This window comes from Mycobacterium sp. IS-1496 (genome assembly GCF_001499995.1).
In the GTDB taxonomy this organism is placed as follows: domain Bacteria; phylum Actinomycetota; class Actinomycetes; order Mycobacteriales; family Mycobacteriaceae; genus Mycobacterium.
The window spans coordinates 206,509-219,606 of the sequence record NZ_LQIU01000045.1; the positions used below are offsets into that span (position 1 = coordinate 206,509).

Annotated in this window: 14 protein-coding genes; 10 read left to right on the plus strand and 4 right to left on the minus strand. The window is 67.6% G+C overall.

Going from position 1 to position 13,098, the window contains the following annotated elements:
* Positions 1 to 220 precede the first annotated feature (220 nt).
* Positions 221 to 1,606, minus strand: a complete 1,386-nt coding sequence (locus AU195_RS20630; RefSeq protein ID WP_059160899.1) for a WS/DGAT/MGAT family O-acyltransferase — start codon at positions 1,604 to 1,606, stop codon at positions 221 to 223.
* Positions 1,607 to 1,721: 115 nt separating this feature from the next.
* Entirely contained in the window at positions 1,722 to 2,276 is a 555-nt protein-coding gene (locus tag AU195_RS20635) for a TetR/AcrR family transcriptional regulator (RefSeq protein WP_059160900.1), read from the minus strand.
* Positions 2,277 to 2,387: 111 nt separating this feature from the next.
* On the opposite strand from AU195_RS20635, the gene AU195_RS20640 reads away from it, so the two are divergent.
* The 8 genes from AU195_RS20640 (at position 2,388) to AU195_RS26265 (ending at position 8,651) form a co-directional block, all read left to right on the plus strand.
* Positions 2,388 to 2,777, plus strand: a complete 390-nt coding sequence (locus AU195_RS20640) for a hypothetical protein (protein ID WP_059160922.1) — start codon at positions 2,388 to 2,390, stop codon at positions 2,775 to 2,777.
* A 56-nt stretch (positions 2,778 to 2,833) separates the two neighbouring features.
* A complete protein-coding gene (locus AU195_RS20645; RefSeq protein ID WP_172800655.1) occupies positions 2,834 to 3,808 on the plus strand; it encodes a Bug family tripartite tricarboxylate transporter substrate binding protein in 975 nt (324 codons plus the stop codon).
* A 93-nt stretch (positions 3,809 to 3,901) separates the two neighbouring features.
* Entirely contained in the window at positions 3,902 to 4,777 is an 876-nt protein-coding gene (locus tag AU195_RS20650) for an SDR family oxidoreductase (protein WP_157531210.1), read from the plus strand.
* Positions 4,778 to 5,656 carry a DMT family transporter gene (locus tag AU195_RS20655; RefSeq protein ID WP_059160902.1) on the plus strand — a complete coding sequence of 293 codons (879 nt, stop codon included), beginning with the start codon at positions 4,778 to 4,780 and terminating at the stop codon, positions 5,654 to 5,656.
* A gap of 55 nt (positions 5,657 to 5,711) precedes the next feature.
* Entirely contained in the window at positions 5,712 to 6,125 is a 414-nt protein-coding gene (locus tag AU195_RS20660) for a hypothetical protein (RefSeq protein WP_059160903.1), read from the plus strand.
* Positions 6,126 to 6,286: 161 nt separating this feature from the next.
* Positions 6,287 to 7,177 carry a phytanoyl-CoA dioxygenase family protein gene (locus AU195_RS20665; protein WP_059160904.1) on the plus strand — a complete coding sequence of 297 codons (891 nt, stop codon included), beginning with the start codon at positions 6,287 to 6,289 and terminating at the stop codon, positions 7,175 to 7,177.
* Positions 7,178 to 7,190: 13 nt separating this feature from the next.
* Positions 7,191 to 8,351, plus strand: coding sequence for an APC family permease (locus AU195_RS20670; protein WP_286149433.1), 1,161 nt, complete (start codon positions 7,191 to 7,193; stop codon positions 8,349 to 8,351).
* The gene (locus AU195_RS26265; protein WP_286149434.1) at positions 8,352 to 8,651 is read left to right on the plus strand and encodes a hypothetical protein; all 300 of its coding nucleotides are present in this window, start codon (positions 8,352 to 8,354) and stop codon (positions 8,649 to 8,651) included.
* Here AU195_RS26265 and AU195_RS20675 read toward each other — a convergent pair.
* Both AU195_RS20675 and AU195_RS20680 read right to left on the minus strand, forming a co-directional pair.
* The gene (locus tag AU195_RS20675; RefSeq protein WP_059160905.1) at positions 8,611 to 9,243 is read right to left on the minus strand and encodes a TetR/AcrR family transcriptional regulator; all 633 of its coding nucleotides are present in this window, start codon (positions 9,241 to 9,243) and stop codon (positions 8,611 to 8,613) included. The genes AU195_RS26265 and AU195_RS20675 overlap by 41 nt on opposite strands.
* A 62-nt stretch (positions 9,244 to 9,305) precedes the next feature.
* Positions 9,306 to 10,076: a tetratricopeptide repeat protein gene (locus AU195_RS20680; protein WP_216636404.1), complete on the minus strand. Its 771-nt coding sequence runs from the start codon at positions 10,074 to 10,076 to the stop codon at positions 9,306 to 9,308.
* A gap of 167 nt (positions 10,077 to 10,243) precedes the next feature.
* Between AU195_RS20680 and AU195_RS20685 the strand changes: the two genes are divergently transcribed.
* Positions 10,244 to 11,656 carry a S1C family serine protease gene (locus AU195_RS20685; protein ID WP_059160907.1) on the plus strand — a complete coding sequence of 471 codons (1,413 nt, stop codon included), beginning with the start codon at positions 10,244 to 10,246 and terminating at the stop codon, positions 11,654 to 11,656.
* Between the two features lie 11 nt (positions 11,657 to 11,667).
* Positions 11,668 to 12,750 carry an HNH endonuclease gene (locus AU195_RS20690; protein WP_059160908.1) on the plus strand — a complete coding sequence of 361 codons (1,083 nt, stop codon included), beginning with the start codon at positions 11,668 to 11,670 and terminating at the stop codon, positions 12,748 to 12,750.
* Positions 12,751 to 13,098 lie beyond the last annotated feature (348 nt).

Consider the following 13,098-nt stretch of genomic DNA (forward strand, 5'->3'; position numbering starts at 1 on the left):
AGCACATTGTTGGCAAATCAACAAACCGGGTGTGGCGAGGCGGCTACCTGCCTGGATCTGGTCGAATGCGCCGGCCTCCATCGCAGTCATCGCAGACAGCCATGTTCCGGTTGGGACGCAAGTGACGAAGGTTCCGTCGCCACCTGCTGTCGCTTTGCGTCTGCGGCGACGCTATTCGGGTAGCCAGGGCCCTCAACGCAGGGTCGACACAGCTACGCCGTCAGCTCCGGTCGAGCAGCTCCTTGAGCTCACGCTCGAAGCGGTCGGCCAGGTCCCAGAGGTCGTCGACCAGCTTCGGGCACGAGATGATGCCGACGTTCAACTTGTCCCCCAGCGACATCACCGTGATGTTCAGCCCCGAACCGTGGAAGATCGGACCGAGCGGATAGAGCGCCTTGACCTCGGCGCCGCACGAGTACAACGTGTGCGGCGGCCCCGCGACGTTGGAGATGACCACGTTGTGTATGGCCGTATGAGTCAGCGGGGTACGGGACATCACGTTCACGAGCAAGCCGAACATTCCGCGAGAGAAGACCTCGGCCAAGTCCACCAACAGCGTGGGTCCCAGCGCTGAGCTGTGTTCCTTTGCCCGCGAATCTGATTCGGCGATCGCATGAAGTCGCTGCACTGGATCGTCGATGTCAGTGTGCAAGTTGCAGAACATGCCCGAGAGCTGGTTGCGGCCCGGGCGGTCGGACTTGTCGCGCACCGACGACGGCACCACGGCGATCAGCGGACTGTCCGGCAGCTCGGCGCGCTTCTGCAGGAATCCGCGCAGCGCACCCCCGCACAGCGCCATCACGACGTCGTTGACTTTGACGTCGTACCGATTCTTCACCCGTTTGACGTCCTTGAGGTCCAACTGCGCCAGGGCAATGTTGCGCTCCGACGTCAGTTCGGCGTTGAAGGGGGTTGTCGGGGCTTTGAACGGTGCGGCCATGGCGGTTCCCGAGACGGCACGAGTCATCGTCTTGACGAGCGTCGACGTCGTCTCCGGAATCACCCGGGTCAGCTGCAACGGACGGGTGAGGAACCGTCGAAGTCCATCCGCTGCGATCGCGAGCGGCGTCGCGTCACCCGGTCCTTCGACAGGGTCACGAGGCGCGCCCACCGGCTCGGGATCGCACAGCTGGTTGAGGAGGTTGGCCGCCGAGACGCCGTCGACCACGGCGTGGTGCAGCCTGAGCATCAACGCCAGTCGACCGCCGTCCTGGGGGTCGGTGCCGTTCACGCCCTCGATCACCCACATCTCCCACAGCGGCTTGCTGCGATCCAGGGGAACCGCGGCGATGTGCGCACAGATGTCCACCAGTTCCTGGCGACCTCCCGGCGACGGAAGGCTGATCCGTTTCAAGTGGCGGGAGAGGTCGAATGCCCGATCCTCCACCCACACCGGATGGTCCAGGTTCAGCTGACTGTCGGCGAGCTTCGCTCGCAACTCAGGCAGCGCACTCATCCGCGACGCCAAGTCACTGCTGAATCGCTCGAAGGTGTACCCGCCCGGAACCGTCGACGTGTCCAACTCGACGATCGAGCACACATTGAGGGGCACAGCGGATGACTCGCTGTACAACAGGCCCGCGTCAAGACCGCTCAACCGCTCCATCCGCGTGCAATACCCCAGCCGACTGAACCGTCAAACGCCGTGGACGTCCGCTACAGCTGTTGACTTCGCGTCTACGGCGACAGCGTGCCAGCAGCTCACGCCGTCCAGCGCGATGTCAACGCTTCCCGACCCGCACGATCGGCCAGAACAGCTCGAACAGCCGCGCCTCCCAGCCGTCGGCCACCTCACCCGTGCGGGCGCGTTCGGCGATGTGCGCGCCGACCACCGCGTCGATCAGCGTCGCTCCGTCGACGTCGCCGCGGAACGAGCCGTCGGCCTTGCCCGCGTCGATCACCGCCTCGATCTCGGACCGCTGGTCGACGAGAATCCGACGGAAGACCGCGGTGAAATCCGGATCGTCGTCGGTGAGCAGCGCCGCGAAGCCGCCGTAGCCGATGCCGTCCTCGATCGCCTTGACCGCTTCTCTGATCACCCACCGCAGCCGATCCGGTGCGTCGGTCTCCGGCGCGAGCGGTTCCGGCGCGGTCACCCGCGACAGTGCGACGGACAGCATGTCCCGCCGGTCACTGTGCCTGCGGTAGATCGTCGTCTTCGCGATCCCGGACCGCGCGGTCACCGCCTCGACGGTCACCGACCGCGGGCCTTTCGTCCGCAGCAGATCCAGGGTGGCCTCGGTGATGCCGACGTCGACATCTCGTCGCTGCACCATGGCCGGCTCCTCGGTTGCATCTCGCCGGGAATATCCCGGGGCGCACTTACGCTACACTAGGCGTAGCGCTACGATACGCGTAGCGCAGCGATGACTTGAGAGGTGAGCGACATGATGACGAGACTGCGCGGCGAGACGATCACGTATCTGGCGTACGTGGGCTTCTTGGTCGGCTTCATCGGGCTGGGTCTGTTCGTCTACGCATTGGCCGCCGGGAGCGCGGTCGCGGGCATCATCGGCGCCGCCCTGGTCATCTCCGACCTCGCGACGGTCGTGTTGTTCCGCCTCGGCGCCCGAAAGCGTGCCGCCGAGAACGACAGTGGCATCGAGATCCCCGGGGTGAACATCTTCGCGACGCCACTCGAGCAGGAGCAGATCGACAACTACCTCCTGACCTACCGCGGCGAGCGGAGCCGTGCCAACACCGCACCCCGGGGCCGCGTCGTGGCGGTCAGCGCCGGGGCACCGGCGTCCCGCGAGGACGAACGCCTCGCCGCCTGATCACATAACGGCGAAATCGCCGACAGCGCCACGCGAATGCGTGTACAGCTTGCTCGGTGAAAATCAGATCCGCCCTCGGCGCCGTGCTGGCCGCCTCCGTCGTCCTGACCGCGTGCCAGGACTCGCAGCCGCCGGCCCGCGCCGGCGCGGACTATCCGTCGGGACCGGTGACGATGACGGCGGGCGCCAACCCCGGCAGCGGATTCGACATCACGATCCGCGCCGTGGTCGACGCACTGCAGAAGGAGCGCCTCGTCGATGTGCCTCTGCCCGTGGAGAACCGGCCGGGCGGCATCGGGGCGGTCTTCCTCGCCACCATGGTCGAGCAGTACCGGGGCAGGGACGATCAGGTGTCGGTCACCTCGCTGTCGATGATGATGAACGAGCTCCGCGGTCTGTCGGAGTACGGCTACACCGACGTGACGATGATCGCCCGGCTGATGACGGAGTACTACGTCGTCGTCACCGGCGCGGGAAGCCCGTTCGAGACCCTCGGCGACGTGATGACGGCCGTGAAGTCCGACCCCGGCCTCCCCATCGGCGCCGCCACCGACGACCAGGCGCCGTTCGACCTCCTGGTGGCGGCCGCGGGCGGTGACCCGTCGACGATCAACTACGTACCGTTCGAGGGCGGCGGCGACCAGAGCACCGCCATGCGCAACGGCGAGATCCCCGTTGCGATCACCGGCGTCAGTGAAGTGGTCGACCAGGTGAATTCGAAGGAGTTCGCGGCGCTCGGCGTGCTTTCCGAGGAGCGGCTGCCGGATCTGGACGTGCCCACCGCGCGCGAGCAGGGTCTGGACGTCACGCTGTCGAACTGGCGCGGCCTCTACGGCCCGCCGGACATGCCCGACTTCGCGGTCGCGTACTGGCAGACGGCCCTCGGCGAGATGGTGAAGTCCCCGACCTGGCAGCAGATCGCCGCGCGCAGCCAGTTCACCACCACGTTCATGACCGGTGACGAGTTCCAGACCTTCCTCGCGGAGACGCAGGCGGACGTCAAGACCGCGCTGGAGGAAGCGGGTCCCTGACCATTCCGTCAATAGGCCGCATGGACGTTCCCCTGGCCCTACATTGTCAGCAAACGGCCAGCACTTCGCCGACCGGACGGGGGGTGCACCGCGGTGAGAGCAGCCATCACACGGTCGTTGCGGCTGGCCGGTATGCGTCCCGTCCCGCGGTGGCCGGCGCGCACGACGTTCGATCTGCGCGGGAAGCGGATCCTGCTGACCGGCGCGTCCTCGGGGATCGGGGCCGTCGCCGCGCAGCGGCTCGCCGCCCAAGGTGCATTCGTGATCGCCGTGGCGCGGCGGGAGGCACTGCTCGACGAGGTGGTCGCGCGGATCGCCGCGGCCGGCGGCGCCGCCAAGGCCATTCCGGCGAACCTGGCGGATCTCGACGAGGTCGACGCGCTGGTCGACAGGGCCGGCGCCGTGGACGTTCTGATCAACAATGCCGCGCGGTCCATCCGCAGGCCGCTGGCCGAATCGCTGGGACGCTGGCACGACGTCGAGCGGGTCATGCAGCTCAACTACTACGCCCCGCTGCGGCTCATCCGCGGCGTGGCGCCCGGGATGATCGAACGCGGTGACGGCCACATCATCAACGTCGCCACCTGGCGCGTGCTGCCGGAGTCGTCGCCGATGTTCGCCGCCTACAACGCATCCAAGGCCGCGCTGAGCGCCGTCAGCCGGGTCATCGACACCGAATGGGGCCACACGGGCGTGCACTCGACGACCGTGTACTACCCGTTGGTGGCGACACCGATGATCGCGCCGACACAGGCGTACAGCGGCGTCGCCGCACTGTCCGCCGACGAGGCCGCGGAGTGGATGGTCACCGCGGCGCGCACCAGGCCGATCCGCATCGCACCCCGTAAGGCCCTGGCGCTGCGGGCGCTCGACGTCGTCGCCCCGCGCGCGCTGAACACCATCCTCGAGCGCGAGACGGACCGGATGAACCGTAACGCCGTCAAAGCGGCTGCGCTACAGAGGAATTGAGTGAGAGCTGCGGTAGGGCACCGGCCCGAGAACCTCGCGCTGGGCGCGGCGCTGACAACGGCCGCGTTCTTCTGTGTCGCGCTGGTGGGCGCGTTGGCGAAGGTGGCGGGTCAGTACACCTCCACCGGGGTGCTGCTGCTGTTCCAGAACCTGATCTGCCTGGTGTTCATCGCCCCGCTCGTGGCGCGCGACGGGTGGGCGTCGCTGCGCACCTCCAAGATCGGGTTGCATGTCATGCGGGCGGTCACCGGGACCGCGTGCTGGTATGCGCTGTTCTTCGCGATCTCCCAGATCCCGTTGGCCAACGCGACGCTGCTGACCTACAGCGCTCCGCTGTGGATGCCGCTGGTGGCGTGGGTGGTGACACGGCAGCCGGTGGCGCGGGCGACGTGGATCGGGGCGGGCATCGGGTTCGCCGGGGTGGTGCTTGTGCTGCAACCGCAGGCGCGCATGTTCCACATCGGTGAGGTGTCGGCGCTCGCCGGGGCGGTGCTGCTGGCCGTCGCGATGATGACGGTGCGCTGGCTCGGGGCGACCGAACCGATGACGCGGGTGCTGTTCTACTACTTCCTGCTGTCGACCGTGATGTCCGTACCCATCGCGGCTCTCGACTGGCAGGCGTTCCCGCCGCGGACGTGGGGCTGGCTGATCGCTCTCGGTTTCGCGCAGCTGTTCTCGCAGATTCTCATCGTCGTGGCCTACCGGTACGCGTCAGCCGAGAAGGTCGGGCCGTTCATCTACTGCGTCATCGTGTTCACCGCGTTGATCGACTGGATCGTCTGGCACCACCCGCCGACGCTGTACATGTACCTCGGGATGGTGCTCGTCATCGGCGGCGGCCTGGTGGCGGTCCGGGCGAAGACGCGGGGTGGCGGTTAGGTAACGCTTGTGTTGAGCAGGTGGCAAGCGGCCGGATGTGGGGCACAGTTGAGGTATGGCTGACTCGAAGAACCCGCAGCCCAACGACGTCCGCGCGGCGGCGCAGGCCGCGCTGCAGGCGGCACAGGACGCGGCCAGCGGGGCGCTGCGCGTGCCGGCGGCGTCGGCGCAGATCGTCGCCCAGCTCCCCGGGTTGCTCGAAAACCTCGCTGCCGCAACGGAACGGCTCAACAAGACCCTCGACCGAGTCGAGCGCTACATGGCGCTCGCCGATCCCACCCTGCAGACCATGGACCGCATCCTGCCGCAACTGGAGGCGCTGGCCGCGCAGCGTGACGCCGCCTTCCGGGTGGTGGGCGACCTCCCCGGAGTGAGCACGTTCGGGCGGATCACGGGGCTCAGCCCGCGGGAAGAGCCGCCGCAGGACAAGGGCAAGAACCAGAAACGGCGAGGGCCGTCGGGGCGGTAGCTCGCGAATAAACCCGTCGGATTCGTCTTTAACCAGACTGTCACGACGCTTTACCGGGATGACACCGGCGCAGCCACATACTCAAAACACGACTGCAGTCGCATTTGAGTCCACATCGCCGAAGGCAACGGAGCCTGGCTGACCGCGCCGGAGGCCCAACTATGACCACGCTCAATCACCTTCCCGCCAGCACACCCGTCTCGGAGATCGTCGATCACCTGGACCGGGACAACTACGTCATCGTCGACAACCTCGTCCCCACGTCGCTCATGGACGCGATCGACGAGGAGATCGCCCCGTACATCGCCGACACCCCGATCGGGTACAACGCGATCCTCGGCAAGCGGACCCGGCGCACCGGTGCGCTCATCGCGCGCTCACCGTCCTGCCGCACCCTCATCCAGAACCCGACGATCCTTGGTGTCGTGGAGCAGTTCCTCAGTCACGCCAGCGCGTTCCAGCTGATGCTGACGCAGATCATCTCCATCGAACCCGGCGAGTCCGCGCAGGGTCTGCACCGCGACCAGGTGGCATGGGACTTCTTCCCCTTCCCCAGCGACTACCACGTGCAGTGCAACATGCTGTGGGCGCTGTCGGACTACACCGCGGAGATGGGCGCCACCCGCGTCGTGCCGGGCAGCCACCTGCCCGACGCGCTGACCGCCAAGGAGTACACCGACGCCGACTGCCTGCAGGCCGAGATGTCGCGCGGCTCGGTACTCATCTACAGCGGCAAGATCGTGCACAGCGGCGGCGCGAACATGTCGGACAAGGTGCGCCGCGCCATCAACATCAACTACTCGGTCGGATGGGTGAGACAGGAAGAGAACCAATATCTTTCGGTGCCACTCGAGATCGCGAGAACGCTCGACGACGACCTGCTCAAGTTGATGGGCTACCAGGAGGGCGCGTTCTCGATGGGCTACATCCGCGACTTCGAGGACCCGCTGCGGGCCGTCCGCGGCGAAGAGGTCGCCTACGGCTTCGACCTGGACCGCGTGCGGGCCGGCGCCACCCCGGAATTCACCGCCTTCATGGCCAACAGCGAGTAGACGGGACCCTGAGATGACCGACATGATCATCCCGGCCCCCGCGGTCGGCACCCCGGCGGCTTCCACGCCGGCCGCGCCACCCTCGGCGACGAAGCTCACCGGCAACCTCGGCGTCGCCTCGATCGTCTTCATGGTGGTCGCCGCGGCCGCACCGCTCACCGTCGTCGGCGGCGTCATCCCGATGGGCTTCGCGTTCGGCAACGGGCTCGGTTTCCCCGTCATGTTCTTCGCGTCGGCGGCGATCCTGATCCTGTTCTCCGTCGGTATGTCCCAGATGGCCTCGCGCATACCGCGACCCGGTGCCTTCTACACCTATGTCCAGCACGGGATCGGTGAGAAGTCGGGTACCGCAACGGCTCTGGTGGCGATCGTCACCTACGTGGCGGCTCCGGTGTCCGCGCTGACGCTCATGGGCGTTCAGCTCAACATCACCGTGGTCAGCCTCGGCGGGCCCGACATCGCCTGGTGGGTCTACTGTCTGCTCACCGTCGCCCTGGTCGGCGTCCTCGGGTACCGGCACATCGACCTGTCGTCGAAGGTGTTGGGCATCCTGCTCGTCGCCGAAGTCGGCATCGTCGCGGTTCTGGTGGCGGTCGTGTTCGCGACCGGCGGCGCCGAAGGATACTCCGCGGAACCGTTCACCACCGGTGCGGTCCTCTCCGGGGAGTTGGGCGTCGGACTGACGTTCGCGCTGCTGGGTTTCGTCGGCTTCGAAGCCACCGCGGTGTTCCGTGACGAGGCCCGCAACCCCGGCAGGACCATCCCGCGGGCGACCTACATCGCCGTCGTGTCGATCGGCCTGTTCTACGCCGTCTCGGCCTACAGCCTGGTCGTCGCGTGGGGGCCGACGGGTGTCGTCGAGGAGTCGCTGGGTGATCCCGCGGGCATGCTCGTCGCGACCACGCAGAACTACCTCGGCGCGGTGGGCTCGATCGTGGCGCAGGTGCTGTTGTTGACGAGCATCTTCGCGTGCATCCTGTCGTTCCACAACGTGACGGCGCGGTACTTCCACGCGCTCGGTCAGTCGGGGGTGCTGCCGTCCCGGCTGGGGCTCACGCACACGCGACATGTGTCCCCGCACATGGGATCTCTGACGCAGACCGTGCTCTGCGCGGCGGCGATCCTCGTCTTCGCCATGCTGGGCCTCGACCCCATGCTGCAGGTGTTCGCCTAAATGGGCGGGCTGACCACCTCCGGGTTCCTCATCCTGCTGATGTTGACCAGCCTGGCCGTCCTGACGTTCTTCCTACGCGGGCTCGGGACCGGCAACGTGTGGACGACGAAAGTGGCTCCGGCACTGGGCCTGGCCGGACTCCTCCTGGCGGGCACGCTGGTGGTGCTCAACTTCCCGATGCTCGTCGGCGGTTCACCCGCCCTGGCGTACTCGCTGCTCGCCGTGTTCCCGGTGGCGGCGGCGATCGGGGTGGTGCTGGCTATCCGGCGGGGCCGGGATCGGGTTCCGAGTACGCCGTGAAGTACTGAATCAGCACGACACGGATCTCATCGATGGTGCGCGGATCGCCGTCGGGATCCTCGGTATAGGCGTACTGGAACAGGCGCTCGAGGATCTCGACGGCGACGAGGCACTGAAGCACCGTGAGCCGGCTGAACATCGGCTCGAACGCCTGGAACGCCGCCAGCATCATGGCGGCGACATTGTTCATCCACTCCCGGTCGGCGGTCCGCACCGGAGGGGTCAGGTGCTGGCACACCCACAGTTCGCGGACGAGCGGACGTTTGAACGAGCCGACGTAGAAGTCCACCAGTGTGTCGATGACGTCGTTCCAGTGCGCGTGCCGACCCGGCCGCAGATCGTCCACGAGTGTCACGGCCGAGTCCTGCATGCACTGGAAGGCCAACTGCTCGAGAACCTTCTCCGGGGTCTCGAAGAACGAGTAGAAGGAGCCGCGGCTCACGCCGGACTCCTGCAAGAGCAGCGTGGGGGAGCCGGCGACGGCGTCGTAGCCGACCTCGACCAACAGGCGTGACGCCGTGTCGAGGATCCTCTGGATGGTCGCGCGCGACCGCTCCTGAACTGGCTGCTTGCGCAGTCTGCCCTGAGTCAATCCGCGCCCCGTCGTCGTGCCGGTGGTGTGCGGCCATCCTAGAGTGCGGGCGGCGACTCGGATCAGTCCCGCTGCAGCGTCGCCCAGCGACGGATGCGACGCCGGCGCCGCACCCGATCCGCCGCGACCGGGTCGAGCGTCTGCAGTTCGTCGAGCGCTTCGTCGCTGCCCGCGGCGGCCGCGCGCACGTACCAGTGATGCGCCTCGTCCGGTTGGGGCGGCTGCATGCGTTTTCCGTACAGCTTCGCGAGCTCGTACATGGCGTCCGCACTGCCGGCCGCAGCGGCGCGCTGATACCAACTGCACGCCCGGTCGAGGTCCGGCGGTTTTATCGTGTCCGCGTAGACGGATCCGAGACCTTCCATGCCGTCGGTGTCCCCGGCCTTCGCCGCACGGCCGTACCAGTGCAGCGCTGAGCGCAGGTCGGGTGGCTTCTTCCGCTTCTCGTACAGGCGGCCGAGGTTGTACATGGCCCGGCGGTCGCCGGCGTCGGCGGCGCGCCTGTACCAGCGCTCGGCCTGCCCCACATCGGCCGGGTGGGTCAACGCCGCGTACAGGTATCCCAATCCGTACACGGCGTCGGCGTTCCCGGCGCTCGCTGCGCGCCGGTACCAGCGTGCCGCGCAGTCCAGATCCGGCGGCAGGCTGTTCGCGTGGTGGTAGCCGAGCGCGTACATCGCGGTGGCGTGGCCCGCGCCGGCGGCGGTCTCGAGCCAACGCAGCGCCAACTCGACGTCGGCCGGATCGGTCGACTGTCTGTAGAGGTAGCCGAGGTAGTACATGGCATCGGTGTCACCGTGCAGAGCTGCCGCCTCGTATCTGCGGCGGACCAAGCGGAGCCTCACCTGCCCCATACGACGATCGAAGCACCTGGCCCGGGCCGGCGGTTCGATTCCACCGAGCGAGTACGCCACATCTTGCGGGCTCAACGAGCAGCCGGCGGTTGACGGCATGATGGAGGATGGCAACCGCCAGACGTCGATGGAGGAAGTGAGCGCGCGTGAGCGAGCGGGATCAGCCGACCGGTACACCGCCTGGTGAGGGGGCTTCACCAGTCGATCCGGCGACGCAGCGCGCCTTCGGCCGCCCGGACGGCGTCCAGGGGGCGTTCGCGGCCCCTGAGCGGCGTCGTGACCAGGGTGAATACACGCCGACCAATCAGTCCCCCGGCCCCGTGCTCGACGACGTCTTCGGCCACCCCGCGGCTGACGACGACTCCGATGCCGCCGAGCCCTGGCCGCCGCAGGCCGAGACGCCACCACCGGCGGCTGTCGCGCAGGCTGCCCCCGTCCCGGCCGGTCCCAAGCTCGGCCTCATCGACGTGCTCTTCAGCGGGAAGGTGTCGCGTCCCGCGCTCGTCCTGCTCGGCGTCCTCGCGCTTGTCGTGGGGCTGGCCGGCGGGTGGATGGGCAGCAGGACGGCGTCGATCATCGAGGCGTTCTCGATTCCGAAGGTCAACGTGTCGGACACCGTCCGCGACGGTGAGGCGGAGGGCCGGTTCACCAAGGTCGCCGACGCGGTCGCGGACTCGGTGGTCACCATCGAGGCGGTCAGCGACCAGTCCGGGTCCCAGGGTTCCGGGGTGGTCGTGGACGGCCGCGGCTACATCGTCACCAACAACCACGTGGTCGAAGAGGCCGCGAGCGATACGAAGAAGTGGAAGCTGTCGGTGATCTTCAACGACGGCAAGACCGTGCCGGCGCACGTCGTCGGACGTGACCCGGTGACGGATCTGGCGGTGCTGAAGGTCAACAACGTCGACCACCTGACGGTCGCGCGACTGGGTGACTCGAACCGCCTGCGGGTGGGCCAGGAGGTGATCGCCGCCGGTGCGCCGCTGGGTCTGCGGAGCACCGACACGCAGGGCATCATCAGCGCGCTGAACCGCGCGGTGCGGCTCTCGGCGGAACGTTCGGGTGAGGACATCGTCATCTCGGCGGTGCAAACGGACGCAGCGATCAACCACGGCAACTCGGGTGGCCCGCTGATCAACATGAACGCCGAGGTGATCGGCATCAACGCGGCAGGCAAGTCGCTGTCGGACAGCGCCAGCGGGTTGGGCTTCGCGATTCCAGTCAATGAGATGAAGCACGTCGTCGAGACGCTGATGCGCGACGGCGTGATCGCCCATCCCACACTGGGTTTGACCGCGCAGTCGGTCAGCGACACCAGCTCGGCCGGGGCGAAGGTGACCGAGGTCAAGCAGGGTGAGCCGGCGGAGCGTGCGGGGATCAAGGACGGCGACGTCGTCGTCAAGATCGGTGACCGTGAGGTCGGCGACCTCGACGGGTTCGTCGTCGCGGTGCGTCAACTCGAGATCGGCAAGGGCACGCCGGTCGAGATCCTGCGCGAGGGCAAGCCGATGACGCTGACCGTCGAGCCGATCGCGGGCAAACCGACGACGAAGCCGTAGCGTAGGCGCTCGTGGCGAGTGATCCGCTGCTGCTCGGCCAGCGCGTCATCGCTATTCTCGAGCAAGGCCAGCGCGACGCCACCTACAAGCTCGCCACGTTGATGGCGTTGATCGAGCATGCGATCGAGAATCTGCCGCGGCGAGACGACGACGCGTTGACGGTCCCCATCCCCGATCTCGCCCACCGGGTGCTGGCGCTGTACTGGCACCAGGTCCGGCCCTTCGAAGGGCACGATCTGGCTCAGCGCCGAACAGGGAGCCGAACGCGAATCATCGACGCCACGAAGGAGTTACGGTCGGCGGCGAAGGCCGGAAACGGCCGGATGTCCCTCGAAGTCGCCGTGCTGCGCGCGCCGGCGGCATACGCGGTGGCCATCGACCGGATCGCGATCGCCCTCATCAAGCAGCCCCTCCCCCGCCTGCAGAAGCTGCCGGGTTCGTCGGTGAGTGATCCTTTCCTGTACGACGATTCCTTCCTTGGCGAGAACGTATCGCGGTCCGCGGTGCGCGCACGGGGCGATGCCATCACGCTCAATCCTGGTGTCGCGTACGGCCTGGCCCGCTTGGCCGGATTGCTCAAACCGGCGCTCGAGAGCATGTGGGTCGAGGACGTGCGGCGAATGAACAAGTTCCTCGACTCCGACGTGCCCGACGTCGCGGGGCACCTGTTCGGCAGAGAGCGGACGGCGTTGGCGGCAGTCCGCGAGCCGTACAAGGAGGCGTTCGGACCGCAGTGCTTCTACTGCGGTACGCAGCTGCCGCCGGACAACCCGGTCGACCATGTGCTGCCGTGGTCGCTGGTGGGGATCGACGGTCTCGCCAATCTGGTGTTGGCGTGCCGGCGGTGCAACGGCGACAAGAGCAATGCGCTCCCCGCGCTGCCGTTGGTCGACCGCGCCCTGGACGACCATCGCCTGTCCGCATTGGAGGACATCGCGACGGAGTTGCAGTGGCCGACGCAGCACTCGCGGGTTGTCGCGGCTGCGCGCGGCGTCTACCGCGGGCAGCCGGCGGGTGTGCCGACATGGTCGGGTTACCGGCGCAGTGAGCGGCTCGACATCAGTTTTCCGCCGTGGTGGGTGGAGTCGGACTGAGAAGCGCGCCGACTACCGGGCCGCATCGCCGCGTTCGCGCGTCCGAAGGCAGGCCGAGCGGGCACATGCGTGTGGCGCGTCAACATTCGTTGACGCGGATGGCGCGGCCCCGTGGTCTCGTGCGCCTTCGAGACGAGCAATGTGCGGTTCGGGCATACCGTGTAGGACCAGATGGCCGCGCGAGCCGCGACGGCTGGGTGTGCGCAACCGAGAGGATGCCGACCGGTGTGGGGCCTCGAAGTCGAGACTGCCGGGAGATCACGATTCGGCGGGCGGTTTCAAGCGGTGGATGCAACACCCTTCTTGATTGGAGTGTGTTGTGGGCGGTCATTTGGTGTTGCGGTCGCG

What these genes read in the sequence shown, in the direction of transcription:
- AU195_RS20630 (WP_059160899.1), bottom strand. Translation starts at nt 1,606, where the DNA reads ATGGAGCGGTTGAGCGGTCTTGACGCGGGCCTGTTGTACAGCGAGTCA.
- AU195_RS20635 (WP_059160900.1), bottom strand. Translation starts at nt 2,276, where the DNA reads ATGGTGCAGCGACGAGATGTCGACGTCGGCATCACCGAGGCCACCCTG.
- AU195_RS20640 (WP_059160922.1), top strand. Translation starts at nt 2,388, where the DNA reads ATGATGACGAGACTGCGCGGCGAGACGATCACGTATCTGGCGTACGTG.
- AU195_RS20660 (WP_059160903.1), top strand. Translation starts at nt 5,712, where the DNA reads ATGGCTGACTCGAAGAACCCGCAGCCCAACGACGTCCGCGCGGCGGCG.
- AU195_RS20665 (WP_059160904.1), top strand. Translation starts at nt 6,287, where the DNA reads ATGACCACGCTCAATCACCTTCCCGCCAGCACACCCGTCTCGGAGATC.
- AU195_RS20670 (WP_286149433.1), top strand. Translation starts at nt 7,191, where the DNA reads ATGACCGACATGATCATCCCGGCCCCCGCGGTCGGCACCCCGGCGGCT.
- AU195_RS26265 (WP_286149434.1), top strand. Translation starts at nt 8,352, where the DNA reads ATGGGCGGGCTGACCACCTCCGGGTTCCTCATCCTGCTGATGTTGACC.